We start from the raw sequence: 25,983 nt of genomic DNA, 5'->3' as shown, positions 1-25,983 counted from the left end.
TTGCACTACCCGACTCATGCTCCCCATCAGCGGTTATGATGGGGAGCATGAGTACTCAAGACCCGCGCGGCGAATCCCAGACGCCCGAAGAGCTCCTGGCCGAAACCGATTCCGTGCTCGGGAACGAGACTCCCGCGACCCGTGAGACACGAGAGATCGATCCGCACGGGCAGACGCAGCCGCCCGAATCGACGCAGCCTCCGGCCGAGCACACCGACGACCTGCCATCGACGAAGGGCGGCACAGGAATGTCGGCGGGCATGTGGATCTCCCTCATCATCGGGGCGATCATCGTCGTACTGCTCCTCATCTTCATCCTGCAGAACAATGTGCCCGCCGAGTTCAAGTACTTCGGCTGGCAATTCGAACTGCCCCTGGGCGTGGCCATGCTCTTTGCCGCGATCGGCGGCATCCTCATTGCCGGACTCCTCGGTTCGGTGCGAATCTTCGTCCTCAGCCGCAAGCTGAAGAAGATCCACAAAGCACTGGGCCGCTGAACCATGCCGTTCCATCCCAGCTTCACCGAGTTGTCCACCACGCTGCCCGCGACCCTCATCCTCGCCGATACCGCCGCCGAGGCGGCCTGGACGCGCACAGACGATTCCGTGCTCACCGAGCAGGAACGCAACTATGCCCGCGAATTCGACGCCGAGGCGGCCGCCACCTGGTCAGCCGGCCGTGTCGTTCTGCGGCACGTGCTCGGATCGCATCTGGACCAGGACCCGGGCGGGATCGAGATCCGTCTCGACTCGGCAGGCAAACCCCGCAACGACGACTGCGAGTTCTCCGTGTCCCGATCGCGCAGGCTCGTGATCGTCGCCGTCTGTGAGGATCCGGTCGGCCTCGACATCGAAGCCGCTCCGGACACCGCGATGGCCCTCGAAGCGCTGAGCCTCGTGCATCCGACAGAACGCAGTGAGCTTGAGGCACTGCCCGAATCCGAGCTGGCTGTCACGTTCGCACGGCTGTGGGCGCGCAAGGAGGCATTCCTCCGGGCACTGAGCACCGGGCTGGCTCGCGATCCCGGGATGGACTATGTCGGCTGCGGACCGCAGCCGCAGTCACCGCACCCGGATATCGACATCCACGACCTCGATTCGGGGATCCCCGCCGGGCACGTCGCAGCGATCGCGTTCAACCGCTGAGCCGCGGGTTCAGTCGTTGAACCGCGGACCGTTCTCTCCCGTTGTGAATACCACGGCGATGCCCAGTGATCCCACAATCACGAGGCCGAAGAGGATCCAGGCACCAGCAGGATTCGCAGCTGCGGCGAGGACGAGACCGATGACGATCGCCAGGATGATCAGGGCGTCGAAGATCATCGGGTACTTCAGGTAGCGCTTCTCCCCTTTACTCACGGCGTAGGAGATCTGAGTCGCAGCGCTGAGGAACAGCAGCACCATGGCGGTGATGACCAGCCAGCGCGGTGACAGGAAGAAGTGCGCAAGACCATTGGAGAACACTGCGCCGAGGACGGCAAGGACCAGTTTGATCGTGCCGTCGACCGCGAAACCGGATTTCCTCATGCCTGCATCCTACTCAACAGCTCCTGCACGGTGGCCAGAGCCCCCTGCAGCACCGTGGCCTCGACGTTCGAATGGGCGATGACGAGTCCATGCCGCACCTCATCCCCACCGGTCCAGCCTCGGGCCAGGGACGCGACGAGGATGCCGCGCTCGGCGAGCTGTCGCAGCAGGCTGTGCGCCTGGGCCTCGGAGGTTTCGATGACGAGTGTCCTCCCTTCGTGGACCAGCCCGGGGATCGGCCCGACGCCGGCGACGATGCCTTCGGCCGCCCGCAGCCGTCGTCGGCCGCGGGAGATGCGCCGACGCAGTCCCCCGGAACCGAGGTAGGAGGCGATGGCCATCTGCAGGATCGGTGAGAACGCCGGTCCGAGTGCTGTGCGCATCCCCATGAGACGGGTGGACAGTTCACCTCGGGCGATGAGGTATCCGGTCGACACGGCCGAAGTCAGCAGGGTGGAGAAGGTTCCGATGTGCACGACCTGGGCGCGACTGCCCGTTGACGACGCGAGTTCGAAGAGAGTCGGCAGCACGGTGCGGGTGTAGCGGGCTTCGCTGTCGTAGTCGTCTTCGACGAGGACGATGCTGTTCGCCGCGGCCCAGTCGAGAAGTCGGACTCTGTGATCGACCGGCATCGGCGTTCCGTGCGGGAACTGATGGTTCGGAGTCACAACGGCCGCACCCACCCCGTGCGGTGCCGGCGCCGACTCGTCGAATTCGAGCGGCACGAGTTCCTGGTCCGTCATCGCCTGCCGCAGACCGGGGAAGCCCGGGTTCTCCACCGCGATCGTCCCGGTCACGCCGAGGCTGAGCAGCAGTCGCAGTCCATCGCGGGATCCGCTGGTGAGGATGATCTCGTCGGGATCGACGGCCATGCCCCGGGTCAGACGCAGATAGTCGGCGATGGCCCACCGGGCGTCCGGTTGGCCCAACGGGTCGATGGGGCCCGGATCGAGGTCGAGTGACTCCCGCCAAGCGCGCCGGAACGCCGGTTCCCGCAGCGGGTCGTCACCGCCGAAACCGGGGCGCAGGTCGACGTAGTTGCGCAGACGCCGCCGCGGGGAGTCGGGCACTCGGGACCGCGGACGGGCACGCTCCGGCGTGGACGGCAGCTCCGGGTTGATCCGAGTCATCGACCGTTCAGCGCTGACGAGGAATCCCTCGACGGCGAGCTGGCCGTACGCGGTCTCGACGCTGCCTCGCGAGATCCCGAGGTGCTTAGCCAGACGCCTGCTCGAGGGCACAGCATCTCCGGAGCGCAGCGTGCCTTCGGCGATGAGCCGCCGCATCTCCTGGGTCAGCTGATCGGGCAGCGGAGTCGGTCGGGTCTTGTCGACGCTCACGGGAAGAGCGATCCCCTCAGCCTGCTTGCTCGCATCCATCCGTCGATAGTAGTCCCCCAATGATCATCTGGCCTAAAATCCTTCCTGCTTTCTGGCTCTCTCGTTGAGCCACCGAGCCGTTTAGGCTGAGAAGGAACGGCCGTTCACCCCTGAAGAAACTCGATCCTCGACCCCATGACAGCCCGCGGCAATCTGCTGCAGCGCTGGGTCGACTCGGATCATCTCCGCAACAGTGAATGGACATACACCCAATGACCGAGACACAGACCCTGCTCAACACCGGACTGGCTCAGATGCTCAAGGGCGGCGTCATCATGGACGTCGTCAATGAAGAGCAGGCACGCATCGCCGAAGCCGCCGGAGCATCGGCCGTGATGGCCCTCGAACGCGTTCCCGCAGACATCCGCGCCCAGGGCGGAGTCGCCAGGATGAGCGATCCCGATCTCATCGATTCGATCATCAACGCCGTGTCCGTCCCGGTCATGGCGAAGGCTCGTATCGGCCACTTCGTCGAAGCCCAGATCCTCGAGACCCTCGGGGTGGACTACATCGACGAATCCGAGGTCCTCTCCCCCGCCGACTACGTCAACCACATCGACAAATCCGTCTTCCAGGTTCCCTTCGTCTGCGGGGCGACCAACCTCGGTGAGGCGCTGCGCCGCATCACCGAAGGCGCTTCCATGATCCGCTCGAAGGGCGAAGCCGGCACCGGCGATATCTCCGAGGCGATGCGTCACCTGCGGACCATCAATTCCGAGATCCGTGCCCTCGGCGCCAAGAGCGAAGACGAGCTCTACGTTGCGGCTAAGGAGATCGCCGCCCCGTACCACCTGGTCAAGCAGGTTGCGAGCCTCGGTCGTCTGCCCGTCGTGACCTTCGTGGCCGGCGGCATCGCCACCCCGGCCGATGCGGCGATGATGATGCAGCTCGGCGCCGACGGCGTGTTCGTCGGCTCCGGCATCTTCAAGTCCGGCAATCCGGAGGCCCGGGCGAAGGCCATCGTCGAAGCCACCACCCACTTCGATGACCCAGCGGCGGTGGCGGCGGCTTCGCGCGGGCTCGGCGATGCCATGGTCGGCATCAATGTCGCCGACGTTCCCGCTCCCCACCGCCTGGCCGAGCGCGGCTGGTGAGAGTCGGGGTCCTCGCCCTCCAGGGAGCGTTCCGTGAGCACCTGATCATGCTGCGCTCCCTGGGGGTCGACTCCTGCCCGGTCACCCGAGCCGAACACGTCTCCGACGTCGATGCGGTCATCCTGCCCGGAGGCGAATCCACGGCCATGGTCCGCATCGCCTCCGGTACGGATCTCTTCGCCCGTCTGCGAGAGCGGATGGACGGCGGGCTCCCTGTCTTCGGCACTTGTGCCGGGCTCATCCTCATGGCTGACCGGCTGAGCGACGATTCGCTGGGCGGCTTCGAACGCCTCGGCGGTCTGGACATCACCGTGGTCCGCAACGCCTACGGACGGCAGCGGGACTCGTTCACAGCACCGGTCGACGTCTCAGGATTGGCCGACCCGTTCGACGCGACCTTCATCCGGGCCCCGCAGATCCTCGATGTCGGATCCGACACCGAGGTCCTCGCCTGTCACAACGACCGCCCGGTGCTGGTGCGCCAGGGCAACCTCTGGGGCGGCACCTTCCACCCGGAGTTAGCACAAGATCCGCGGGTCCATGCAGGTTTCCTCCAACGCCTCGGTGCCGCGGTGTGACGTTCGAGTCATGGCCGCCTCGGAACCTCCGACCCCTTACGAGGGAGGCGCTGACACCCACAATCGGCTCTCACCGGCGCTCACCCGCAGTTCGAGACAGTCACCGATGAGATCCCCGTCGACCTGTGCGGGTGCGGGCCTCGTGAGCTTCACCGTCGCCGAGGCAGACCTGCGATAGTGCATGAACGGACTCTGCGCGGGGCGTCCTTGGAGGCAGGCCGAGGCGATGCCGCCCCAGGCCAGGAAGCGTCGAGCAGTGCCGCGCGGCAGAGGGCCGACCCTGAGCACGGAGAATTCGGCGTCATCGATCCGGGCATCCGGGAACACCGAGATGGGCCCGGCGGGGCGAGCGACCTTCGACGCCATCATCGACCACATCGATTCCGGTGCGGATGCTTCGACGGCTCGCCGCGTCTGTGAGGCCAGATCGGCGGCGAAGAGAGCACGCGCTGCACCCCAGGCGTAGCCGAGCAGCCCGGGCGCACGATGGTGATGGGCGACGGCTCGGGCGTCGCCCCCGATCCCGGCCAGGCTGATGAAGTCATGTCGGGTCCAGCTTCCGTCGGCGCCCCTGGCTTCGACAGTGTTGATCGGGATGCTGCGCCCGTGATTCGTCGCGGCTGCAGAGACCACTGTCATGGTGTCTGCGTGCTTGCCCGCCTGGTTCGACGGCCGGTGCCCGGGTTTCGGATCTGCGGTCAGGGGCAGGGTGTGCAGACAGTGGTCGATCGCCTCCCGTGCAGAACTGATTCCCACGTGGCGGCTGAGCACATTCGCCGTTCCCGTCGGGATGAGGAATGTCAGGACACCGGCCTCGGCGAGGACCGGTGCTGCGGCCCGAATGGTGCCGTCTCCTCCGAGGAGGATGATGGTCTCTGCCCCCCAGGCCAATAGCTGTTCTGCTTGCCATCGTCCGGAACGAGATTCGGTCGTCGTCATCGTCCGATACCGCATCCGGAGTCGGCGCAGCCCGGCGGTGAGAACGGCATAAGAACGGTGGGTCGGGGCATGTTTCGGGTTGACGATGATCCCGATGCCGGTCATCGGGTGGACAGTCTCGGCTCGGCCTTCCACTGGTTCTTGCATTGTCATTCGAAGGCCGGATGGGTGGCGGCGACCTCTTCGACAGCACGGGTGTCGATCGTCTGATCAGGAAAGGCCTCGACGAGAACGCGCGGACCGGTTTTGCGCGGTGAGCGTTTCCAGGTGCCGCGGGCGCGGCTTCCGCTCACGACCGTATTCTTGAACATTCCGTTGCCACCGGGCACGACGAGCTTCTCGCACTCCCGGTCGAGAGTCGCGCTGCGATCCTTGTATCCGAGGATGAGCTCGTCGAATCCGGGCAGCAGCATCGTCTTGTGCGCGTCCGATTCCCATTCGCTGAGTCGGTCCTCGAGGTCGGGGGCCTGAACATAGTCGGTGTCGCCGATTCGCACATTTGTGATCTCTTCGGCGTCGATGGCGGCCTGGATGGCTTTTCTCACTTGGGTCTTCGGCAGTGCTGTCCACCGGGTGGCGTCGTCGATCGTCACCGGGCCGTGGCCGGTGACGTAGCGTCGCATCCATTCGTGCAGGGCCTCCTCGGCGTCCAATTCTGTGGGAGTGGGGACCCATTCGGCGGTCAGGACGTACCGCATTTCGTCCTTCCCCTCGATCATGGGGGCTTGGACGATGAGGTTGTTCAGCGCCAGTGAGGTGATGAGGTACCGAGCGTGACCGTATTCGTCTCCGGCTCTCAGCGGCGCGAAGGCTTCGAGCAGTTCCTCCCTGGTCAGGGGCCCACGGTCGCGCAGGGCCGCGACCGCGAGTTCGGCAGCGGATTCGAGCATGGCATCGGTGATGCCGAAGACCTCCCGGCGTTTCGTCGTGGATTTCATCGTCCGTGCCCCGGTCAGTCCGAGGATCCATCCGAGGTCCTTGGCTGTGGTCAGGTGGATGGTGCCGCGTTGGGTCCAGGAGCGCACGATCTCGCCTGCGTCGATCGCGGCTCTCACGGCGGCCACACCAGCGGCTGCCCCGGCGCCGAGGCGCAGTGCGACCGAGGCCAGGGCACCGCCGAGTGCTTGGGCTTGGACGCATCCGAGATGTTCGACGACGGCCCCGGCCGGTGAGAGTCCGCTGCCGGTCGGCGATGGGGGCGGAGGTCCGGCGAGTCCTTGGGAGATCAGACGTGCGGCCGAGATCTGGTGTGCGTCCATGGTCCAACGGTAGTCGACGCCGGTGACACGACGACTGTGGGAACCTGACATCGCCCGACAGTCTCAGTCGCGTTCACCCCGCGACCACGGTCCGGCAAACGCTTCGAAGTCGGTCGATCGACTCAGCCCATGATGTCGACGAGGCCGGGCACTGGAACGCGCGGCAATGCCCCCGAAGCGGCGAACCGACCCCAGATTCGTCGCAGTTCGGGACCGGCGACGGCGGTGGTCTCACCGTAGTCGAGGAAGGAGTCATGCCAGATCTCGCCAGGGAAGATCAGCGGCAGATCGCCGGAATGGGCTGCGTCGAAGAAGCTGCCGTCGCCGCGGGAGACGATGAGCAGACGTGCTCCCTGTCCACCTGACATCCTGTGCCGATCGTAGAACTCTCTTCCGGCGCGGGTGTATACCGCCGAGGTGAATCCGGCGATGAGGGATTCGAGCATGGGCGAGGTCAGGGTTCGGTCGTGGAGGCGGCGCAGCGCGGGCACGAATCCGGCGAAGAAGGCGATCTCGCGTTCCGTTCGGGTCATGAGCACGTCGTATTTCGGTGCGACTTCGGCCCAAGCCGCTGCCGCGTCTGCACGTGTCGGCAGCGGATACCGGCCGTAGTGGACTCCGAAGCACATTCCGGCGTGCAGGCCTCCGACGAGAGCGGCTCTATGGACCTCTTCCTGAGCTTCGAGTATGTCGTCGACGCTGGCGTCGGGGTCGATCTTCTGCGCGACCTTCGCCATCGCCCAGTTCATCGTGTCCGTGCCGCCGGCCAGCCCCAAGGGGGCTGAGGCCATGAGCACTCGGCGGAAGAGATCCTCGGTGCCTTCGGCGATCATCAGATGGGCGCAGGCATCGGCTCCGGCGCTCTGCCCGGCGATCGTCACGTTCTCCGGGTTCCCACCGAAGGAGGCAATGTTCGTCTGCACCCAGCGCAGGGCGGAGATCTGGTCGAGCACTCCGAGGTTCGAATGCTCGGGCTTGCCGGTGCCGAGGTAGCCGAGGACACCGAGGCGGTAGGTCACGGAGACGACGATGATGTTCTGTTCGGCCGCGAGGGTGTGCGGATCGTAGATCTCAGCATCCCCGGCACCGGCAACGTAGGCTCCGCCGTGGATCCAGACGAGGACGGGCAGCCCCGCCTCGGTGTCGGTGTCCTTGGGGATCGTCACGCTCAGGCGGAGGCAGTCCTCACTGATGGGCAGACCGCCGAGCTGGTCGAAGGTCATTCCCGCGTTCGGGTCCCGACGCAGCTGCGGACTCGCGGGGCCGGGACCGCCGCCGTCGATGAAGTCGACGGGCGGTGCGTCGACGGGCCGGTGGAATCGCTGTGCGTGGGCGTAGCGGATGCCCCGTGCTCGGATCACATCGTCGTACGCATAGGCGCGGACCCGTCCGCACGGGGCGAGGAAGTCCCGTGAATCCTCACTCATGCGGTCAGTTTACTTGTTGGGTTCCACCGGGGGTTCAGCCGACCACGGGAAGACGATCCACTGATCGGTGCGCTTCCACACGAAGTCCGGGTCGATGATCGACGCTGACTTGGCGTAGATGACAGCCGACTGCGCCTCGGCGCCGTGCTTGCGCAGCAGCTCGAGGACGAGTGCCAGAGTGCGACCGGAATCGGCGACATCGTCGACGACGAGCAGCTTCTTGCCCTTGATCGCTTCGATGTCGAGCATCGGAGCGAGGAGGATCGGATCGGGCAGAGTTTCGTGCACATCGGTGTAGAACTCGACGTTGATCGCGTCGGAGAGCTTGAGCCCGAGGGCGTAGGCGAGGGCACCGGCTGGCAGCAGACCTCCACGGGCGACGGCGATGACGATCTCGGGATCGTAGTCGGAATCCGCGATGGTCTGGGCCATCTCCCGAGCCGATTGGCCGAACATATCCCAGCTGAGAATCTCTTTTTCGTCGAGATCAGTCGAATCGGCATGGTAGGCCATGAATACTCCTCGTGTCTGCCCGGTGTTGGCTCGAGCTTCAAGGATACGCCGTCGCCGTCTCAGCGCAGAAATGCCTCGAACCCGGCCATCTCCTGCGCCTGCGGACCCGTGGGCGTCGAAGGGTTCGGGTTGACCCAGTACCGTCCTGTGTGCGGGTTGCGTTCGAGCAGTCGGTAGTCGATGAGTTCTCGCCGCAGGAGCGCGAAGTCCGGGTGGAAGTCGGCGAGGTGCTCGTTGAGGGCTCGGCGTTTGGTCGGGATGGCAGTGATGCGGCCCGACGACATGAACGTCTTGAGTGTCTTCGTGCGGAATCTTAAGACGCTCTGGTCGATGGCTTCGGCCGCATTCGGAACGGCGGGGTTCGTCGCGCTGTTGGCCGAGTCGAGCAGGGTTTGGCGAGCGGTTGTGAAGTTCTCACCGGTCTCGGTCATCCGCGAACGGACGAGCTTCTTGAAGTCTTTGTCCTTGGTCATGGTGTCTGTTCCTCTTCGACCAAGTCTCTCCCAGCACGAAACCTGGTCAGGAATTCACCGTGCCAGATTCGTCCGAGGATCTTCTCCCCTTCGCCGTGCGGTCGATGTGCTGGGACCACGACCTCGGCTGGGCGTTGGATGCGCCGAAGTTCAGTATAGACACAGTTCCCGTCAGTTCTCGAGCGCGTCGAAGTACATCCATCGTCCCGCGCGGCGGACGAACGAGGAGTTCTCTTCGAGCACATGGTCGCCGAGGTGGTCGCGGAATTTCGCACGGAAGTGCACCGTTCCGGTGGCATCGCCGACTCCCCCGTCCGTGGTGTGGAGGATTTCGAGACCGCGCCATTCCGTGTCCTCGTCGACGCCGAGGTCGACGGGTCGAGTCTTCGCGTGCCAGGTGCGGAAGAGGTGGTTCTCATCTCTGCGGACGAATGCGGTGTAGCGGGAGCGCATGAGCGCCTCAGCGGTGGTCGGCCAGTTCTCACCGTCGAGTGCCGGCCGGCAGCAGTGGTCGTAGTCGGTGCCAGGCGGCATCCCAGAACAGGGGCAGATCATTCGACGATGATATCCGGAGATGAACGACCGGCGTTTGCGTGCGAGGATGGTCTCATGAGTTCAGTGTTCCTCTCTGGAGACCCGAAGGCCGATGCGCTGTTGGCCGAAGACCGTTTCGCTCTGCTCATCGGCATGTTGCTTGACCAGCAGGTGACCATGGAGAGCGCCTTCGCCGGGCCTGCGAAGCTGGCCGAGAGATTGGGGAAACTCGACGTCGATGAGATCGCCGAGATGAATCCCGACGACTTCCTCGACACTTTCGCGCAGACGCCTGCTGTGCACCGGTTCCCCAAGTCGATGGCAGCGCGGGTGCAGAAGTTGGCTGCGGCGATCGTCGATGACTATGACGGAGATGCCGAGGCGATCTGGACCACGGGTGATCCGAGTGGCGCCGAGGTGCTCAAACGCTTGAAGAAGCTGCCAGGTTTCGGTGATCAGAAGGCGAAGATCTTCCTCGCTCTGTTGGGCAAGCAATTCGCGCTCAAGGCTGAGGGCTGGCAGGAAGCCGCGGGAGATTACGGGGCTGAGGGCACCCGGCGGTCGATCGCCGATGTCGTTGATGAAGACACACTGCTGGAAGTGCGTGCTTTCAAGAAGCAGCAGAAGGCGGCGGCAAAGGCCGCCAAGGTGGCGAAGAAGTAGGGTCGAATTCACCCCTCCGCAAGTTATCCACAGATTTGACTTCGCCTGTTCTAAAAGACGCGCCCGTCGAATAATGTAGGGGTTCCGGGTGTCGGCCGAAGGGGCCGCGCCACAGTTGCAGACCACAGAGGCGTGGAATGAGAACTGGAACGACCCGACCGCATCGTCGACCTGCTCTGCTGTTCGTTGCTCTTTTTGCCGCATTGAGCCTGCTGTCTCTGGCGGGGTGCGCAGGCAGCTCCCCCGTGGCTGTGCCGACGTCGACTCTGCCTGAAGAGCAGTCTGATGATAGTTCGACAGATGGCACCGCCGAGGTGGAGGTCCCCGAATACGAGACTGACCTCGACCTATCGGAAGAAGAGAAGGAAGCTGTCGACGGCGCACTGGTGGCGTTTGTTGGCTACATCAAAACGATCAACCGCGTGTTCTCCTCGGGCGGGACAGACATGAAGGGCATAGACACCTTTGCTGCTAAAGATTCGCTCCGATCTCTAAAAGACAGCGCAAACGGTCTGAAAAAAGAAGACAAATACATGGCGGGTGAGTACGACTACTACAACCTCCGAATTCACGAGACAACTCTTGACTCTAAATCTCCGGAGAAGGACTCGGTCAAGATTCTTTTCTGCTCCCACGACAGCAAACATGCCGTCGTTAAGACTGGCAAATCTATGCCAAGCCAGACGAGCAAAAGCCTTACGATCTTGCAAACTGCGAGCAAGCATGGAGGCAAATGGAAAATCTCTAATCAGGAGCTATGGAGCGAAAAGTGCGAGTAGGTTCCCACCTCTTCGCCGCATTCGCGTTCATACTTGCGGTGATCCTTAACCCGTTAGTTCCCGCCAACGCTAATAGCGGTCCAGCCTGTGACGCCCTTCAAGAACGTAACTGCAGTGTCGTCAAACCTCCGGCACCGGCACCACCCCCAGGGGGCGGCTCCGGCGGAGGTTCAGGTGGCGGAGGTTCAGGTGGCGGCGGTTCAGCTGGCGGCGGTTCAGCTGGCGGTGGCTCAGGAGGCGGATCCGGCGGCGGCAGTGGTGGAGGCGGCGCTGCACTCCCAGACTGCCCGACTGAAGTAGTCGGCCATCTCTGTGTCATCGAACCCGGCCCCGGCGGTGGAGGCTCCGGTGGTGGCGGCGCTCCGGCTCGTCCCGAACCGCCGACTCGGATCCCCGAGTCGCAGTTCCAGAACTTCGACATTCCTGCTCCGACGATCTATGCATGGCCGAAGGATTGGGCCGTCGTCGGCAAACCCGCGGCCTTCTGGACCGACACCGAAGTCAGCTACATCGACATGACTCTGCTGACCTACGCTGTCACGGTGAAGGTCATCCCGGAGCGGTACAACTGGGATTTCGGTGACGGCACCGGCACGACCACCTCGGCGAAGGGGGCGAAACCGCTGCCCGGAAACAGCCCCCAGATCGGACACGAATACCAGAAGTCAGGGAAGGTCGCGGTGTCGATGACGGCAACATTCAGCGGAGAATTCTCCGTCGACGGAGGTCCCTGGCTACCAATCGACGGATTCGCCCACGTCGCCAGCAACGACATCGGCATCGATGTCTACCGGTACCACCGCTACCTCGTCGACGAGGACTGCTACACCAATCCCCGCGGACCTGACTGCACCCGCTCTGCCCGATGACACCGACTCCGCCTGACATCTCGGTGTCGACGGGACCGCACCACATCGGGCACAGCGATTCAGCTGTGCACGCGCGGTTTCGGTCGTTCGAAGAACATGACAGCGATGAATCCGACGATGACCAGCCCGGCAGGCACCCACAGTGATTGCCCCATAGCATGAGCGAAACCAGAGGCGATGGCTTCCGGCATTCCTGCCGACGCTCCCCCGGTTGCCTCAGCGGAACCCGCACCCGCCTCGGCGCCGGCGCCACCGACCGCGCCGCTCGAGGAACCGATATTCGCCGCCAGCCGCGACTCCATCGCGACGGAGATCGCGGCGCTGCCGAGCACCGCACCGACCTGCCGCACCGTGTTGTACACGCCTGACCCGGCCCCGGCATGATGCAGCGGAAGGTTCCTCGTGGCCGTGGAGCTGATCGGTGCCCACATGAACCCGTTGGCCACACCCAGCAGCAGCACCGGCGGGATGATTTCCCACAGAGAAGTGTGCGCACCGAGGATCGCCCCAAGCCAGAACAGAGCGACCGAAAACGAACCGAGTCCGATACCGGCCAACAGTCGCGGATTCCCATGATCGACGAGACGGCCGACGAACGGGGCAAGCACACCGGAGAGGATCGCCATCGGCGCCAACAGCAGCGCCGCCTGAGTCGGTGAGTAGCCGAGCACCGTCTGCGCCCACAACATGAGAGGGAACGCCATCGCCGTGACGCCGAACCCGACCGTCAGCATCGCGATGGCAGCAATCGTGAAATTGCGGTCTTTGAACAGCGACAGCGGCACCAGCACCTCTGAGCGGTTTGCCCTCTGCCACAGGACGAAGGCAATGAGGAACACCACCCCGCCGGCAAGAACGAATGGCACGGTCACCGGCCCGATGAGTGGGCCCCAGTTCACTCCGTGAGCCTGTTGGATCCCGTAGACCAACAGGAACATCCCGCCGGCAGAGAGCACGACGCCGAACCAGTCGAAACGGTGCGGATGCGTCTCGAGCCGTGGCACCAGCCAGATCGCCATGACCAGGGCGATGATGCCGACCGGAACGTTGATGAAGAAGATCCATTCCCAGCCGAGGGCGTCGACGAGCACCCCGCCGAGGATCGGGCCGACCAGGGTGGCGACTCCGGCGACAGCACCCCACATGCCCATCGCCGCACCCCGTCGGTCGGGTGGGAAGATGCGGGTGATCACGGCCATCGTCTGCGGAGTCATCGCCGAGGCGCCCAGCCCCTGCACGACGCGTGCGACGATGAGCGCAGCGACCGTGGTCGTCAGTCCGCACCACAGCGAACTGGCCGTGAACACGACAAGCCCGACGAGATACACGCGTTTGGGGCCGAACCGGTCCCCGAGACGGCCGGTGATGAGCAGCGGCACGACGTAGGCGAGCAGATACGCCGAAGTGACCCAGATGACGGCGTTGATATCCGCGTCCAGGGAGTCCATGATCTCGCGTATGGCCACGGACACGATCGTCGAATCGACGAGGATCATGAAGAAGCCGAGGCACAGGGCCCACAGCGCCCGCCACGGATTCGATACAGCGTTCTGTTGAGAGCTCACCGCATCATCTTTCTCCCATTCCACCGTCTGGTCAATCCGAACGGCGGTCAGAGCACGCCGCCGGCGACATGGCCGTGGGAACCTGAAACAATGGCGCCATGGTGTGCCGAATAAACGAACTCCTCGTCGACTCACACTGGTCCGTCGTCATCATCGGCGCAGGCCAGGCCGGCCTGTCGGCGGCGCACTACCTGTGGCGCGACGGCTTGGTCCCCGGCAGAGACTTCATCATCCTCGACGCCGGAGACGGACCGGGCGGCGCCTGGCGTGAGCGCTGGGACTCCCTGACCCTGGGCACGACGAACCACATCTCCGACCTGCCCGGCTTCCCCCTCGGCCGGCCGAATCCGAATGTGCCCGCCTCGCGAGTCGTCTCGGACTACTATGACCAGTTCGAACGCGAACTCGAACTCTGCGTCGTCCGTCCCGCCGACGTCTCCTCGGTGACCTCTGAAGAACGCAGGGCGGGAATTCTCCACATCACCACCGACATCGACGGTCAGCGGGTACGGCTGTCGACCGATTTCCTCATCAACGCCACAGGGACATGGACCCAGCCGTATGTTCCCTTCGTCCCGGGGATCGGCGACTTCGAGGGCCGCCAACTGCATACGGTGAACTTCCGTGATGTCGAGGACTTCCGCGGACTGCGCACTCTCGTCGTCGGCGGCGGCATCTCCGCCACCCAGTTCCTCCTCCAACTCGCCGAAGTCACCGACACTGTGTGGGCGACTCGCCGTCCGCCGAATTTCACCACCAGAGAGTTCGACGGCCAATGGGGGCTCGAAGTCGAACGGGCCGTCCGCGAAAGGACACTGTCCGGTCTGGCCCCGGCCAGCGTCGTGAGAACGACAGGTCTGCCGATCCGTCGCGAATTCCGTGAGGGTGTCGACTCCGGGGTCCTCGTCTCCCGCGGAATGTTCGACCGCATCCTCCCCCATGGCGTGCACTTCCCCGGGACCACCGAATCCCCGCCGCCGACCACCTCGGACGGCCTGGGGCCATCAGCCAACGATGTCCTCGCGGTTCCCGAATCGTGGGCACCGTTTGCCACCGCCCGGGTCGAGGAGATCGACGTGATCTTCTGGAACACCGGTTTCCGCGCCGCACTCAAACATCTTGCCCCCTTGCACCTGCGCACCCCCGAAGGTGGAATCGCCATGGACACCGAGGTGGCGGTCAGGGACGATCCCCGGCTCTTCCTCGTCGGCTACGGTTCGGCCAGCTCCACTCTCGGCGCCACCCGTGCCGGCAGGATCGCCGCGCGCGAGCTGCTCAAGCGGATGTCCGGCCGACAACGATCGCCACGCTCCTCGCGCCCGGAAGCCGGCGCTGAGCTGGGTCCCGAGTCCGCAGGAAACACCGCCGAGAGCTGACCGAGTTCATGTGAGGTCGGGCACCCGGAGTTCCTGATCGTCTAAGCGAACTGTCGGCAGCATCTGTCGGAAATCGTCGGCAGCTTCCGCATCATCGGCTGGCGCGAGCATGTCGACGCTGACTTTGAACAGTCGTCCGTCGACGGAGATCCCAGCAACGACTCCGAAGAACACCGAATCCTGTTCGTCCACGGCTCGCATGTCCTCAGGGGCGAGCCGGCCGTGAACGACCCAGTACTCGCCGCCGTCGAGTGCCCCGGCGGCTTCGCTGGCCCGGGCCGAACCTGGGGTGCTGAACATCCGCTCCCGGGCCTTGTCGACCAGCTTGCTCGCCGATGGCTCATCGTCTTCGAAGCAGTCGACCGTGATGATGGCTTCCGAACCGCTGGTGAAGAGCCGGTACCCGTCATACCCAGACTCATCCGTCCAGTCCGGCCCCACGGCGAAACTGACCTCGACGGGACATTGGCTGCCGAGGTCGACGGTGGTCTGGGTCATTCCGTCGGGGATCTGTGCTTTCGTCGGACTCGGCTGGGCGGTGGACTTGCCGTCATCGATTCCCACGTGCGCCGGTTTCGGTCCGGCCTCCTCGGTGCTGCTGATCTTCAGTGCCGAACACCCGCTGAGGATCATCGCCAACCCCACCATCGCCGTTACGAGCACGCTGTTCTTCATCGGCTGCCTTCATTCGGTCGGAGATTCCTCCATATCGTACCCACGATCACTTTCGGACACCGGACCTCGGGTCTCTGGCGGAACCTTCTATTGCCGCCTAGCCTGGAGGCATGACTGAACTCCCGCTCTTCGATGACAGCGATGTCGACCGGATCCTGTGCGTGGTCGCCCATCCCGACGATATGGAATACGGCGGTTCGGCGGCCGTGGCCAAATGGACCGATGAGGGAAAGGAGGTGTCGTACCTGCTGCTGACGCGCGGTGAGGCCGGTATCCGGAACATGTCTCCGGAGGAGGTAGCCGCTCTGCGAGCCGACGAGCAGCGGCGGGCGTGCAACCTCGTCGGCGTCGATGACCTGGAGATCCTCGATTTTCCCGACGGGCTCCTCGAACCCGATCATGAGCTCCGACGTGCGATTGCGCGCAAGATTCGCCAGTTCCGCCCCAATGCGGTGGTCGTCACGACCTTCGACCTCAAGGTGCGGTGGGGGCTCAACCATGTCGATCACCGGCATGCCGGCATCGCCACCGTCGACGCGATCCGAGACGCCGACAACCCGTGGATCTTCACCGAGCTCAAGGACGAGGGCCTTGAGGCGTGGAAGGCGGACCGTCTGCTCATCAACGGTGCCGAGCCCACCCATGCTGTGGCCCTGACAGCCGCACATGTCGACCGGGGTGTGCGATCGCTCGAAGCCCACGAGGTCTACCTCGAGGCGCTGCCCGACCATCCGGCTCCGAAGGACATGATTCCCGACATCACCGCCTCCGGTGGGGAGCTTGCCGGAGTCGACTACGCACTTCCGGTCACGGTCGTCAATATGTGAGCTTCGGACCCCATACGAGAACCGGGCGGGACGTTGGAGGACGTCCCGCCCGGTTCTGCTGTCACGCTGCTCGCCGAACGACCGATCGCCCGGCGGGGTCACCTGAGGTGACTCAGGCGCCCAGAGCGGCCATCGCTGCGTCGTAGTCGGGTTCGGTGGTGATCTCGTCGACGAGCTGCGTGTGGGTCACGGTGCCCTTCTCGTCGAGGACGACAACGGATCGAGCCAGGAGACCGGCCAGCGGACCGTCGACCATGGTCACACCGAAGTCTTTGCCGAAGGAGCTGCGGAACCCCGAAGCCGCGACGACGTTTTCGATGCCTTCGGCACCGCAGAAGCGGCCCTGGGCGAACGGGAGATCGTTGGACACACAGAGAACGGTGGTGTTCTCCAGCCCTGCCGCGAGTTCGTTGAATTTGCGCACCGAGGCGGCGCAGACTCCCGTGTCGACGCTGGGGAAGATGTTGAGCACGACGCGCTTGCCCGCGTTGTCCTGCGAGTTCACTTCGCCGAGGTCGCCACCGACGAGGCTGAAGGCCGGTGCCTGCTCGCCCTTGGCCGGCAGATCGCCGACGGTCTTGACCGGAGTTCCCTGAAATGCTGTGTTGGCCATGCTTGTCTCTCTCCTTCTTCAGAGCTGACTGCTGTCTCTCCCACTCTACGTGAGAGGCGCCCATGACCGTTCCGACGTTCACTGTTGGGCTGCGAGCCGCGCGCATCGAGGAGGTTGGCGACTCAAGATGAGCCGGCAGATGCACTGTCGGCTTCGGCCTTCTCGGCGGCGAACTTCGCTTCGACGATGATGAGGACCACGACGACGATCGCGCCGAGGGCGGCGAGCAGAAGCGGGCCAAGCACGGGGTCGGCCGGTGCCAGCAGTCCGCCGGCTCCATGTGCTTCGCCGTCGGCACCGATTTCGGCTTCGGCCTGCCAGGGCCACAGGGCACGCAGTGAGCCGAGCATCAGTCCGGCCATGACGAGGAGAGTCCACCATCGGTGGTTGTGGAGGAAGTATTTGAGAATGTTGACGAAGACCGCCAGGCCAAGGATCGCGCCGAGCATGAAGATCCCGAGGTATCCGAAGTCGCGGTCGTCAACGGCACGCAGTGTCGTGGAGTACATGCCGACGGCGAGGAGGAAGAACGATCCTGAGACGCCGGGGACGACAAGAGCGCAGATGGCAATCGACGCGACGAAGAAGACAGCGATGAGCGGAGGATTCTCTACATCGGCTCCGCCAGCCAAACTGGTCATCCAGAACGCGAGTGCTGCAGCGGCGAGGAACGCGAGGGCCCCGAGGAGAATGGGCTGGCGTGGCCCGCGCGCCGGCAGCATCCGCAGGGGCACGGCGATGCTGGCGGCGACGAGACCGAAGAAGAGTCCTCGGGCCAGCTCGGGGTTGGAGGAGACGAAGGACTCCATGACACCGGCGATGGTGAACACGGCAGTGGCCATGCCGAGGAGGACCGGAATGACGAGGAACCAGTCCGTGCGTCTCAGCTCGGCCAGGGCTCCGGAGACCCGGTGGGGTCCGGTTACCAGGGTTTTGGCCGCGGAGACGACGTGGGAGGCGGAATCGATGAGCTGGTCGTAGACTCCGGTCACGAGCGCGATCGTGCCTCCGGAGACTCCGGGTACGAGTTCGGCGCTGCCGATGAGGAAACCGCGGGCAAGGTCGAGCGGGATGAGCGCTTTGGGTCGATCGGGCGCGGTCTCGGCGCCGGCAGTCGGAGTATTCGTCATGGCTCCCAGCCTAGAGGATGCATCCTCCACGCACGGTGAGGGCTCAGTCGCCCGTCTGGCCGTCGATGTCCTCGCGGATGAGGTCTGCGTGTCCGGCGTGGCGGGCATATTCTTCGACGAGGTGGATGAGGATCCAGCGGACGTTGAACTTCGTTCCGTCGTGACCGCTGCGCACGGTGAGCGCGTCGAGGTCGTCCACCTCGGCGAGGATCTTACGGGAACGCTCACAAGCGTGTGCGTGCGTTGCCAGCAGTTCCTCGGCTGTCGAACCTGCTGCACTGTCGAAGTCCCAGTCCGGTTCGGACTTCCAGTCGACGCTCGCCCATGGTTCACCGAGTTCTCCGCCTTGGAGGACTTCGACGAACCAGGACTCTTCGACGAGTGTCAGGTGTCGGACGATGCCGCCGATCGTCAGCGACGAGGATGCGACCGAATGGGTGAGCTGGGCCGGAGTCAACCCTTCAGCCTTGCGCCTCACGACCTGCCGGAAATAGTCGAGGAACTCTTCGAGTCCCTGCCGTTCGGCCGGGGCCTTTTTCGGGTCGGTCAATGGAAGTGTCACGCTGAGCCTCTCTGATCATGCGCAGACAAGTCCCCCGCTTCCCGACGGGCGCATCCGTCGGTCACGAGGTCGGGACATCAGTCTACTGTGCGACGGCCGATGTCGAAGACGTTTCCTTCGGGATCTTTCAGCGTGGTCCATTCGATTCCGTACTCGGAGAAGGATCCGAGTCGTTCCGCCCCCAGTGCCACTGCTCGATCGACATCCGCCGGATAGTGCGGGTCATCGAGGTCGATGTGCACGGGGTTCTTCCCCTCGACGCGTTCGTCGACCTTGAGGAAGAGCATGCCCGGTGTCGGTGATTCGGCATTGTGCACACCGCCGATGCTGGCAACGAATTCGTCGGCCCCGGGGTCGAGGTCCGCGCCGAGGAGCTCGGCCCAGAAGAGCGATTGCGCTTCGACATCGAGGCAGTCGAAGGTGATGCTCAGTGATGACAGCGACGCCATGAGCGTGGTCCTTTCACCGTAGGGTCAGAATGGTTCCGACTCTAGCCCCGACCACGGACACGGATCGCCGGCCTCGTCATCGACGGTTATCCTGCGTCATCTTCGGTTCAGCCGCGCGGCTGCCGTGCCAATTGGCGCGACTGCGCGACGAGGCGGCCGGAGGAGTCCCACAGGTCGCAGTCCTCTTCGAACATGCCGCCGGCGATGTTCTTCGTGGAGATGCGGGCGCCGATCCAGCCCGGTGCCGGCAGGGCACGAACATGAGCGGTCAGCTCCATTGTCGGTGCCCAGTTGAATCGGCCGAGGTCGAACATCACCGGAGGGAAGGCATCAAGGAAAGTCAGCAGCGACAGCGGTTCCGGGTCAGTCCCATCGACGAGTCGGATCCAGCCCTGCAGCAGGCCCCTTCCGCTCGGTTTGCCCACGGCGAATCCGGCGGTCGCCGGATCCAGGCGCATATCGAACCGATCGATGATCGGTGCCGCGTTCTTGAAGTCTTCGCTGGCCTCGGCAACACTGATGCACTCTTCCGGTGGCGGCATCTGCGGCGGCGTGGCGGTGGTGGCGACATCGTCGGGAAGCTCCCCGAGGTTGCCCATCGTGGCCATCGCTGCGATCGTCGGCGCCCCGTTCTGTGAGAGTTCGATGCCGCAGTTTGCCGTTGACCGGCCTTCGCGCAGTGTGCGTGTGGTGATGTCGACGGGGCCTTCTCTGCTTGGGCCGAGGTAGAAGGTGGAGATCACCAAGGGATCCGGGGTTGGCGGACGGAGGTTGCGCAGGGCACGTCCGGCGACGCCGAGCAGGTATCCGCCGTTGACAGCACCAGCGACCTTCCACCCGGCGTCGAGGTCGGCGGTGAAGCTGTGATCGCCGTTCCGTTCGACGGCGGTGGCGCGGGCGAATTCGCTGGAAGTGTCGTGGGTCATAGCGTAAGACTATCAAGCACTGAACGAACGTCCAGCAAGTGTCATAAGTGACGGGGCCGACGTTCGTTGCCGTGTTGATAATTGCCTGTCGCCCGGGCCAGCAGCTGCTGGTTGGTATCGGCATCGCGTCCGAGCCTGGGGATTAGAGCGGCGGCCTTCTTCCCGCCGAGTTCCATGACGGCATGGCCGCCTCGGCGAATGAGCAGGACTCCAGATTTGGTGATCTGCTAGTCGAACGGATCGTCGTCTAGACTCACGGGTGGACTCCTTCATCGGTTGAGCCAGCGACCTGCCGCCGAGAAGCTGTCCCGTGGCAAAGAGGATTGCCCTAGTCTAAGGGTATGGGCGTGAAACTGACTGCGATCGATCCCACAGGAGCCGACCGGGACGCACTTGTCGAGTTCTTCTCGTCTCAGTCCTTTCCGTTCCATGTCGCCGCAGACGCCTGGTCAACCGGTACGGTGATGGAACGGATTGCGGTCGGGTATTTCCTCAACGCTGACAATGCCGCGTTCTGGCTAGACCACGACGAGTTCGGTCGGGTCGGATACGTGCGGCTCGAGGATCTTCGCGATGACACCCCGATGTTCGATCTGCGCTTGTCCGAACAGCACCGGGGCAAGGGACTCGGCGTCGATGCGCTGAATGCGATTGCCGGCCATGTGTTCTCAACTACTCGGGCACTCCGCATAGAGGGGCAGACCCGTGAAGACAATCATGCAATGCGTGTGGTGTTCGAGCGGGCCGGGTGGACGCAGGAGGCGCACTACCGTCATGCATGGCCGGCAGCTGACGGCGTCCGGCTGGCCTCTGTGGCTTGTGCGATTCTGCGTGAGGAGTGGCAGGCAGGGCGCACTCTCGGCGTGCACTGGCAGGATCGTCCCCGCTTTCGGCCACGGAAGAGCGCCGGGATCACTTATGCGTCAAATGTCCTGCCTTCCCTCGGCGAGCTCCTCCATCTCTACGATGCGGTCGGCTGGTCGGCCTACACCGAGGATCCGGCACGGTTGCTGCGCAGCCTCAACGGGTCAGCGCATGTCGTGTGTGCACGTGTCGATGAGGAGCTGGTCGGGTTGGCCCGCATTGTCAGCGATTTCGGCACTCTCGTCTATGTCCAGGATGTTCTTGTCGATCCGCGACTGCAGCGTCGTGGAATCGGTGCCGAACTCATCCGGAGTGTGCTCGAGCCATTCGACGATATTCGCCAGACCGTCCTGCTTACCGATGATGACCCTGCCCTCGCCGCGTTTTACACTTCGCTGAGCTTCACGGAGGCATCCGCGGCTGCCGGCTCTTCCCTGCGCGCTTTCTTCCGCATATGAGAAAGTGCCCCTGACCGGATGGTCAGGGGCACTTTCGCTCAGTGGGTCAGCTGGTGACCGTCAGAGGGTGTTTCAGTTGTTCTTCTTGCGACGCATGGTCAGAACGACTGCGGCTCCACCGACGATGAGGAGACCGGCTCCGGCAGCGAGACCGGTGAGTTCGGCACCGGTGCGAGGCAGATCGGATCCGCCGTCACCGTTTCCGTCGTCATTGCCGTTGTCGTCACCGTCGTTTCCGCCGCCGTTGCCGTCTTCGTCGGCAACGACCTGGAACGAACCGGTCAGAGCGGACTCATCGGCGGTGTCATTAGCTCCGGTGACCTCGAGCTCGTACTTACCGAGGTAGGCCTCGGGGTTCGATGCGCTGGTGCCATAGATCGAGAAGCCGACAACGCCATCCGCGTTGGCGGTCTCGTCGAGGGTGATTCCCTCGACGTTCTCCGGACCGGCCACAACTTCAAGAGTGACCTTTTCGCCCTCTTCGAAGCCTTCAGCGGTGATCTGCACGCCCTTGTCTTCCTTCACGAAGTCCGCAGCGGAGATCTCCTTCGGATCGACAGTCAGCTTGCGCTCAGCGGGAGCCTCTTCGGCTTCAACGGTCACGGTGAACTCGGCTTCCGCGGAGTTCTGTCCGTTCACATTGACGACCGCGGTGTAGTTGTAGTCACCGGCTTCAGCGGGAGCTTCCGTCGTGAACTTGCCGTTCGCATTGGTCTTGACGGTGGTGCTGCCCTGAGCCGGTGCGGCGTGGGCGGAGACCTCAGAAGAACCGGCATTGGCGCCAGCGGGCTTCCATGTCAGCTTCACCTCGGCGTTCGGAGCAGCCTGACCGGTGATCTGTCCGCCTTCGACGACGGTCTGGTCGCCGACCTTAGGAGCTTCGGGCTTTTCGTTGCCGTCGGCGTCCGAGTCGGCATCCTTGCCGTCAGCAGCGGCGTCCGAGTCAGCATCCTTGCCGTCAGCAGCGGCGTCCGAGTCAGCATCCTTGCCGTCAGCAGCGGCGTCCGAGTCAGCGTCCTTGCCGTCGGCAGCGGCGTCCGAGTCGGCATCCTTGCCGTCGGCAGCGGCGTCCGAGTCAGCATCCTTGCCGTCAGCAGCGGCGTCCGAGTCAGTATCCTTATCGTCGTCGCCCGGGGGTTCCTCATTGGGATCTTCGAACGAGATCGTCTTGCCCGACTTCTCAAGCGAGTAGTCAAGGTCGGCGACCCAGCTCGCATCGATGGCGTCACCATTCTCATCGGTCATAGGGCCGCCGCCTGAGATCACGCCGACAGCTGTATCCCCCTGGAAGACACCTCCGCCCGAATCGCCGGGGGCCGAGAAGGGGTCACCGAGAGGCGCCTTGACACCAAAACCGTGGACAAAGCGTCCACCGACATTCATGAAGTCAATTTCCTCGTTGAGAGCCGTCCAGGTCTCGTTTTCGGTCAGTCCGGTCGTACGGCCGGCCTTCTCCACCGTTCCTTCGGTGTGGGCTCCGACCTTAGTGATGTCAGTGGCGAGCTTCGCGCCGAGATCCTCGCTGTCTGCGGTCGACCAATCCGTCACCCCGGTCTTGACCTTGTACTTCGCTTCGTCAACGTTGATGACGGCGAAGTCAATGTCGTCTTCTTCAGGCTTTTGCTGGTCGCTCGTCACAAGCTCTCCACCGAACTTGTGGTAGCCCCACTGTCCGACGACTCCGAGTCCGGACCGGATGAAGCCCTCGCCCTCGTTCGCCGGGGCTGTTGAAGGCTGCTCGGTCTCATCGACCGTAGTGTCACCTTCGAACTCGTTCGTCTCTTCATTGATGATCTTCGCGCAGTGCCCTGCGGTGAGCACGATCGGCTTTCCGTCGGCATCCCAGCCAGAGAACCCTGTCGAGCAGGCGCCGCCGCTGGCCCCAGCTGTCACCAGGTAGCCTGCTCCACCAACGAGATCCTCGGCGGCGTAAGGCTCGAGTGCGTCGATTCCCTTGATGACCTTGACGTTCGAGTATTTCTTCTCCAAGGCGTCAGCATTGTCGTTGTCACCAGACACACCAATGGTCAGCTGACCGTTCTTGGCACCGTAGGCATTGACCCCGCCCACGTCCTCAAGAACGTCCTGCACTTTGGCGTCGCTCTGCACATTCAGCTCTTGCGGGCCGTTGTCAGCAACAGCCGGGCCGGCGACGAACGAGCTGCCGAGACCGAGCGCCGCGGCGGCGGTCAGTGCAAGCGAACTCTGCATGAGTTTCTTCTGCATAAGTAGTTGTCTCTCTTTTCTGAGGGATCAAGGTTACAAATCGATGACCTAAGTCACGATAAGGTTACGGGCAATCCTCAGCGACTACCAAGAAAGTACGTCCGAAACTGTGAACTAAATGAACGAAACTTCAGGCGGTGTAGAACCCTCCGGTTCCGTGCCGTCTCCTTCGAGTCTGAGTGAATCGACGAAGCCCCCGGTCACACGACCGGGGGCTTCGTGCTGAGTTCTCAGCGGACCGTCATTCGGTCAGCATCACTGCACTCAGTTGTTGTTCTTGCGACGCATGGTCAGAACGACTGCGGCTCCACCGACGAGGAGGAGACCGGCTCCGGCAGCGAGACCGGTGAGTTCGGCACCGGTGCGAGGCAGATCGGATCCGCCGTCACCGTTTCCGTCGTCATTGCCGTTGTCGTTGTTTCCGTCGTCATCGCCGCCGGTTCCACCGCCGGTACCGTCTTCATCGGCAACGACTTCAAAGGTTCCGGTCAGTGCGGACTCATCTTCGGTGTCATTGGCACCGGTGACCTCGACATCGTACTTGCCGAGGTAAGCCTCGGGATCCGATGCGCTGGTGCCGTAGATCGAGAATGCAGCCGCGCCGTTTTCGTTAGCGATCTCATCCAGCGTGATGCCTTCGACGTTCTCGGGGCCGGAAGCAACCTTCAGTGTCGCCTTCTCACCTTCGTCAAAGCCCTTGACCGTAATCGTCACACCCTTCTTCTCCTGAACGAAGTCAGAAGCGGTGATCTGCTTGGGGTCGATGCTGATCTCGCGCTCGGCGGGAGCAGGGGCCTCAGACTCATCCTTCTCGACGGTCACGTCGAACTCTGTGGTCTTCGACTCCTGTCCGTCGACGGTCGCAGTCGCAGTGAACTTGTAGTCACCTTCGGCCTTCGGCCCCTCGACGGAGAAGTTGCCTTCCTTATTCGCCGTAACGGTCTTCGAGCCCTGCTCCTCAGCCTGGGCACCGGTGCCTTCTTCACCCGTGGCTTCCCAGGTCACCTTGACCTTGGAACCCGGCTCAGCCTGACCTGTGACCTTCGCCTCGGGCTCGATGGTCTGGTCCTCAGCCTTCGGAGCATCGGGGACCTCTTCACCCGGCTTCTCGAGCTTGAAGTCCGTGCCGGACTCCTCGAGCGAGTGATCGAGGTCGGCGACCCAGGTGAACGAGGTGTTCGCGTCAAGGTCTCCACCACCGGAGATGACACCGACCGCGGTGTTGCCCTGGTAGACGCCTCCGCCGGAGTCGCCGGGCTGCGAGAAGGGCTTGTCGATCGGTGCGGTCACGCCGAAGCCGTGGACCCAGCGCCCGCCGACGTTCTGATAGTCAAAGTCGTAGGACTCGCGGGGCAGTACCTTGCCCTCGGTCTTGCCTGTCGTCCGGCCCGACTTGCTGATCGCACCTTCCTTGTGCGCACCCACCTTGGTGATCTCGGTCGTCGATTTGGCCAGGTCATCCGAATCAGCGGTGGACCAGTCGGTGATTCCGCCCTTGACGTTGTACTTCGACTCGTCGACGTTGATGACGGCGAAGTCGATGTCGGACTCACTCGGATTCGGCCACTCCTCTTCGTCGGCACCTTCGAGAAGATCGCCGCCGAAGTTTGCGAAGCCCCACTTACCGATGACGCCGTTGCCGGAGGCCTGGAAGCCTTCACCGCCGTTGGCAGCGGAGGTCGAGGGCGTCTCGGTCTGGTCGACCGTGGTGTCACCTTCGAACTCGTTTGAGTCCTCGTTGATGATCTTCGAGCAGTGTCCGGCGGTCAGCACGACGGGCTTGCCGTCGCCGTCCCAACCGGAGAAGCCGGTGGAGCAGGCTCCGCCGCTCTCGCCGGCCTTGACGAGGTAACCGGCGCCACCGACGAGGTCGTTGTCCGCGTAGGGCTTGAGTTCCTTGATGCCCTCGGTGACGTTGATGTTCTTGTACTGCTTTTCGAGATCCTTGATCTCGTCAGTCTTTTCGGCAACGCCGATGTTGAGCTCGCCGTCTTCGGCACCGTAGGCGTTTACGCCTTCGATTCCGGACAGCGCCTTCTGAACGTGCGCTTCGCTCTGCAGGTCAAGCTTCTGCGGGGCACTGTCGGCCATCGCGGGTGTCGCGACGAACGCGCTGCCCAGGCCGAGCGCCGCGGCGGCGCTCAGTGCCAGTGAACTCTGCACGAGTTTCTTCTGCATACTGTTGATTCCCTTGATCGTTGTCGATGCTTCGATTGTCCGGTACCTCAACACGATCCACGGTTACCGATGTTTCGTGCCTCTGGTGTCAGATTTTCAAC

The 25,983-nt window shown here is 63.7% G+C and carries 27 protein-coding genes; 10 read left to right on the top strand and 17 right to left on the bottom strand.

Going from position 1 to position 25,983, the window contains the following annotated elements; all coding sequences use genetic code 11:
- The first annotated feature begins 47 nt into the window (after positions 1-47).
- Together EB836_RS05640 and EB836_RS05635 are read left to right on the top strand one after the other, a co-directional pair.
- Positions 48-497: a lipopolysaccharide assembly protein LapA domain-containing protein gene (locus tag EB836_RS05640; RefSeq protein WP_135538365.1), complete on the top strand. Its 450-nt coding sequence runs from the start codon at positions 48-50 to the stop codon at positions 495-497.
- A gap of 3 nt (positions 498-500) precedes the next feature.
- Positions 501-1,145 (top strand): 4'-phosphopantetheinyl transferase superfamily protein, encoded by a 645-nt coding sequence (locus tag EB836_RS05635; RefSeq protein ID WP_135538363.1) that lies wholly within the window; start codon positions 501-503, stop codon positions 1,143-1,145.
- A 9-nt stretch (positions 1,146-1,154) separates the two neighbouring features.
- Here the strand turns inward: EB836_RS05635 and EB836_RS05630 are convergent, their stop codons facing one another.
- The gene (locus tag EB836_RS05630; protein ID WP_135538361.1) at positions 1,155-1,526 is read right to left on the bottom strand and encodes a hypothetical protein; all 372 of its coding nucleotides are present in this window, start codon (positions 1,524-1,526) and stop codon (positions 1,155-1,157) included.
- Positions 1,523-2,905, bottom strand: coding sequence for a PLP-dependent aminotransferase family protein (locus tag EB836_RS05625; RefSeq protein WP_135538359.1), 1,383 nt, complete (start codon positions 2,903-2,905; stop codon positions 1,523-1,525). Before EB836_RS05625 ends, EB836_RS05630 begins: the two co-directional genes overlap by 4 nt.
- 212 nt (positions 2,906-3,117) lie before the next feature.
- On the opposite strand from EB836_RS05625, the gene pdxS reads away from it, so the two are divergent.
- Complete coding sequence (gene pdxS, locus EB836_RS05620) at positions 3,118-3,999, top strand: pyridoxal 5'-phosphate synthase lyase subunit PdxS (protein ID WP_135538357.1); 882 nt, start codon at positions 3,118-3,120, stop codon at positions 3,997-3,999.
- Positions 3,996-4,577 (top strand): pyridoxal 5'-phosphate synthase glutaminase subunit PdxT, encoded by a 582-nt coding sequence (pdxT, locus tag EB836_RS05615; protein WP_135538355.1) that lies wholly within the window; start codon positions 3,996-3,998, stop codon positions 4,575-4,577. Before pdxS ends, pdxT begins: the two co-directional genes overlap by 4 nt.
- A gap of 36 nt (positions 4,578-4,613) precedes the next feature.
- Here the strand turns inward: pdxT and EB836_RS05610 are convergent, their stop codons facing one another.
- From EB836_RS05610 to EB836_RS05585, 6 genes are all read right to left on the bottom strand, one after another.
- Positions 4,614-5,621 carry a diacylglycerol kinase family protein gene (locus EB836_RS05610; RefSeq protein ID WP_167854361.1) on the bottom strand — a complete coding sequence of 336 codons (1,008 nt, stop codon included), beginning with the start codon at positions 5,619-5,621 and terminating at the stop codon, positions 4,614-4,616.
- A gap of 44 nt (positions 5,622-5,665) precedes the next feature.
- Complete coding sequence (locus tag EB836_RS05605) at positions 5,666-6,775, bottom strand: winged helix DNA-binding domain-containing protein (RefSeq protein WP_135538352.1); 1,110 nt, start codon at positions 6,773-6,775, stop codon at positions 5,666-5,668.
- A 122-nt stretch (positions 6,776-6,897) separates the two neighbouring features.
- Positions 6,898-8,202 (bottom strand): carboxylesterase family protein, encoded by a 1,305-nt coding sequence (locus EB836_RS05600; protein WP_135538350.1) that lies wholly within the window; start codon positions 8,200-8,202, stop codon positions 6,898-6,900.
- Between the two features lie 9 nt (positions 8,203-8,211).
- Entirely contained in the window at positions 8,212-8,715 is a 504-nt protein-coding gene (locus EB836_RS05595; RefSeq protein WP_135538349.1) for a phosphoribosyltransferase, read from the bottom strand.
- A 59-nt stretch (positions 8,716-8,774) separates the two neighbouring features.
- Positions 8,775-9,188, bottom strand: a complete 414-nt coding sequence (locus EB836_RS05590) for a DUF2087 domain-containing protein (protein WP_135538347.1) — start codon at positions 9,186-9,188, stop codon at positions 8,775-8,777.
- Positions 9,189-9,359: 171 nt separating this feature from the next.
- Entirely contained in the window at positions 9,360-9,722 is a 363-nt protein-coding gene (locus tag EB836_RS05585) for a YchJ family metal-binding protein (RefSeq protein WP_135538345.1), read from the bottom strand.
- A 75-nt stretch (positions 9,723-9,797) separates the two neighbouring features.
- Between EB836_RS05585 and EB836_RS05580 the strand changes: the two genes are divergently transcribed.
- The 3 genes from EB836_RS05580 (at position 9,798) to EB836_RS18135 (ending at position 12,033) form a co-directional block, all read left to right on the top strand.
- Positions 9,798-10,385: an HhH-GPD-type base excision DNA repair protein gene (locus EB836_RS05580; protein WP_135538344.1), complete on the top strand. Its 588-nt coding sequence runs from the start codon at positions 9,798-9,800 to the stop codon at positions 10,383-10,385.
- A gap of 137 nt (positions 10,386-10,522) precedes the next feature.
- Entirely contained in the window at positions 10,523-11,164 is a 642-nt protein-coding gene (locus EB836_RS05575) for a hypothetical protein (protein ID WP_135538343.1), read from the top strand.
- Between the two features lie 515 nt (positions 11,165-11,679).
- Positions 11,680-12,033, top strand: a complete 354-nt coding sequence (locus EB836_RS18135; protein WP_167854360.1) for a hypothetical protein — start codon at positions 11,680-11,682, stop codon at positions 12,031-12,033.
- A gap of 59 nt (positions 12,034-12,092) precedes the next feature.
- Here the strand turns inward: EB836_RS18135 and EB836_RS05565 are convergent, their stop codons facing one another.
- Complete coding sequence (locus tag EB836_RS05565; RefSeq protein ID WP_135538338.1) at positions 12,093-13,598, bottom strand: DHA2 family efflux MFS transporter permease subunit; 1,506 nt, start codon at positions 13,596-13,598, stop codon at positions 12,093-12,095.
- 98 nt (positions 13,599-13,696) lie between these two features.
- Here EB836_RS05565 and EB836_RS05560 point away from each other — a divergent pair, with 98 nt between their 5' ends.
- A complete protein-coding gene (locus tag EB836_RS05560; RefSeq protein WP_135538337.1) occupies positions 13,697-14,974 on the top strand; it encodes an oleate hydratase in 1,278 nt (425 codons plus the stop codon).
- A 6-nt stretch (positions 14,975-14,980) separates the two neighbouring features.
- Here the strand turns inward: EB836_RS05560 and EB836_RS05555 are convergent, their stop codons facing one another.
- Positions 14,981-15,649 carry a hypothetical protein gene (locus tag EB836_RS05555; RefSeq protein ID WP_135538336.1) on the bottom strand — a complete coding sequence of 223 codons (669 nt, stop codon included), beginning with the start codon at positions 15,647-15,649 and terminating at the stop codon, positions 14,981-14,983.
- Positions 15,650-15,759: 110 nt separating this feature from the next.
- Here EB836_RS05555 and EB836_RS05550 point away from each other — a divergent pair, with 110 nt between their 5' ends.
- Positions 15,760-16,476, top strand: a complete 717-nt coding sequence (locus EB836_RS05550) for a PIG-L deacetylase family protein (protein ID WP_135538334.1) — start codon at positions 15,760-15,762, stop codon at positions 16,474-16,476.
- Between the two features lie 112 nt (positions 16,477-16,588).
- On the opposite strand, the gene tpx is transcribed toward EB836_RS05550, so the two are convergent.
- From tpx to EB836_RS05525, 5 genes are all read right to left on the bottom strand, one after another.
- Complete coding sequence (gene tpx / locus EB836_RS05545) at positions 16,589-17,089, bottom strand: thiol peroxidase (protein WP_135538332.1); 501 nt, start codon at positions 17,087-17,089, stop codon at positions 16,589-16,591.
- A gap of 122 nt (positions 17,090-17,211) precedes the next feature.
- Positions 17,212-18,219 (bottom strand): DUF368 domain-containing protein, encoded by a 1,008-nt coding sequence (locus EB836_RS05540; RefSeq protein ID WP_135538331.1) that lies wholly within the window; start codon positions 18,217-18,219, stop codon positions 17,212-17,214.
- 43 nt (positions 18,220-18,262) lie between these two features.
- Positions 18,263-18,781, bottom strand: a complete 519-nt coding sequence (locus EB836_RS05535; protein WP_135538329.1) for a DinB family protein — start codon at positions 18,779-18,781, stop codon at positions 18,263-18,265.
- Positions 18,782-18,858: 77 nt separating this feature from the next.
- Positions 18,859-19,230: a VOC family protein gene (locus EB836_RS05530; protein WP_135538327.1), complete on the bottom strand. Its 372-nt coding sequence runs from the start codon at positions 19,228-19,230 to the stop codon at positions 18,859-18,861.
- 107 nt (positions 19,231-19,337) lie between these two features.
- Positions 19,338-20,156, bottom strand: a complete 819-nt coding sequence (locus tag EB836_RS05525; protein WP_135538326.1) for a thioesterase family protein — start codon at positions 20,154-20,156, stop codon at positions 19,338-19,340.
- A 341-nt stretch (positions 20,157-20,497) separates the two neighbouring features.
- Here EB836_RS05525 and EB836_RS18685 point away from each other — a divergent pair, with 341 nt between their 5' ends.
- Positions 20,498-21,478 (top strand): GNAT family N-acetyltransferase, encoded by a 981-nt coding sequence (locus EB836_RS18685; protein ID WP_346763075.1) that lies wholly within the window; start codon positions 20,498-20,500, stop codon positions 21,476-21,478.
- A gap of 72 nt (positions 21,479-21,550) precedes the next feature.
- On the opposite strand, the gene EB836_RS05505 is transcribed toward EB836_RS18685, so the two are convergent.
- A complete protein-coding gene (locus EB836_RS05505) occupies positions 21,551-23,704 on the bottom strand; it encodes an LPXTG cell wall anchor domain-containing protein (protein ID WP_135538324.1) in 2,154 nt (717 codons plus the stop codon).
- Between the two features lie 264 nt (positions 23,705-23,968).
- Entirely contained in the window at positions 23,969-25,882 is a 1,914-nt protein-coding gene (locus EB836_RS05500; protein ID WP_135538322.1) for a S1 family peptidase, read from the bottom strand.
- Positions 25,883-25,983 lie beyond the last annotated feature (101 nt).

It is taken from the genome of Brevibacterium sp. S111 (assembly GCF_004745075.1).
GTDB lineage: Bacteria > Actinomycetota > Actinomycetes > Actinomycetales > Brevibacteriaceae > Brevibacterium.
This window is presented reverse-complemented; position numbering and strand designations above follow the sequence as displayed.

Excerpts from the sequence above, each read along its gene's own strand:
- EB836_RS05640 (WP_135538365.1), top strand. The coding sequence starts at position 48 with ATGAGTACTCAAGACCCGCGCGGCGAATCCCAGACGCCCGAAGAGCTC.
- EB836_RS05635 (WP_135538363.1), top strand. The coding sequence starts at position 501 with ATGCCGTTCCATCCCAGCTTCACCGAGTTGTCCACCACGCTGCCCGCG.
- EB836_RS05630 (WP_135538361.1), bottom strand. The coding sequence starts at position 1,526 with ATGAGGAAATCCGGTTTCGCGGTCGACGGCACGATCAAACTGGTCCTT.
- EB836_RS05625 (WP_135538359.1), bottom strand. The coding sequence starts at position 2,905 with ATGGATGCGAGCAAGCAGGCTGAGGGGATCGCTCTTCCCGTGAGCGTC.
- pdxS (WP_135538357.1), top strand. The coding sequence starts at position 3,118 with ATGACCGAGACACAGACCCTGCTCAACACCGGACTGGCTCAGATGCTC.
- EB836_RS05610 (WP_167854361.1), bottom strand. The coding sequence starts at position 5,621 with ATGACCGGCATCGGGATCATCGTCAACCCGAAACATGCCCCGACCCAC.
- EB836_RS05605 (WP_135538352.1), bottom strand. The coding sequence starts at position 6,775 with ATGGACGCACACCAGATCTCGGCCGCACGTCTGATCTCCCAAGGACTC.
- EB836_RS05600 (WP_135538350.1), bottom strand. The coding sequence starts at position 8,202 with ATGAGTGAGGATTCACGGGACTTCCTCGCCCCGTGCGGACGGGTCCGC.
- EB836_RS05595 (WP_135538349.1), bottom strand. The coding sequence starts at position 8,715 with ATGGCCTACCATGCCGATTCGACTGATCTCGACGAAAAAGAGATTCTC.
- EB836_RS05590 (WP_135538347.1), bottom strand. The coding sequence starts at position 9,188 with ATGACCAAGGACAAAGACTTCAAGAAGCTCGTCCGTTCGCGGATGACC.
- EB836_RS05585 (WP_135538345.1), bottom strand. The coding sequence starts at position 9,722 with ATGCCGCCTGGCACCGACTACGACCACTGCTGCCGGCCGGCACTCGAC.
- EB836_RS05580 (WP_135538344.1), top strand. The coding sequence starts at position 9,798 with ATGAGTTCAGTGTTCCTCTCTGGAGACCCGAAGGCCGATGCGCTGTTG.
- EB836_RS05575 (WP_135538343.1), top strand. The coding sequence starts at position 10,523 with ATGAGAACTGGAACGACCCGACCGCATCGTCGACCTGCTCTGCTGTTC.
- EB836_RS18135 (WP_167854360.1), top strand. The coding sequence starts at position 11,680 with ATGACTCTGCTGACCTACGCTGTCACGGTGAAGGTCATCCCGGAGCGG.
- EB836_RS05560 (WP_135538337.1), top strand. The coding sequence starts at position 13,697 with ATGGTGTGCCGAATAAACGAACTCCTCGTCGACTCACACTGGTCCGTC.
- EB836_RS05555 (WP_135538336.1), bottom strand. The coding sequence starts at position 15,649 with ATGAAGAACAGCGTGCTCGTAACGGCGATGGTGGGGTTGGCGATGATC.
- EB836_RS05550 (WP_135538334.1), top strand. The coding sequence starts at position 15,760 with ATGACTGAACTCCCGCTCTTCGATGACAGCGATGTCGACCGGATCCTG.
- tpx (WP_135538332.1), bottom strand. The coding sequence starts at position 17,089 with ATGGCCAACACAGCATTTCAGGGAACTCCGGTCAAGACCGTCGGCGAT.
- EB836_RS05540 (WP_135538331.1), bottom strand. The coding sequence starts at position 18,219 with ATGACGAATACTCCGACTGCCGGCGCCGAGACCGCGCCCGATCGACCC.
- EB836_RS05530 (WP_135538327.1), bottom strand. The coding sequence starts at position 19,230 with ATGGCGTCGCTGTCATCACTGAGCATCACCTTCGACTGCCTCGATGTC.
- EB836_RS05525 (WP_135538326.1), bottom strand. The coding sequence starts at position 20,156 with ATGACCCACGACACTTCCAGCGAATTCGCCCGCGCCACCGCCGTCGAA.
- EB836_RS18685 (WP_346763075.1), top strand. The coding sequence starts at position 20,498 with ATGGGCGTGAAACTGACTGCGATCGATCCCACAGGAGCCGACCGGGAC.
- EB836_RS05505 (WP_135538324.1), bottom strand. The coding sequence starts at position 23,704 with ATGCAGAAGAAACTCATGCAGAGTTCGCTTGCACTGACCGCCGCCGCG.
- EB836_RS05500 (WP_135538322.1), bottom strand. The coding sequence starts at position 25,882 with ATGCAGAAGAAACTCGTGCAGAGTTCACTGGCACTGAGCGCCGCCGCG.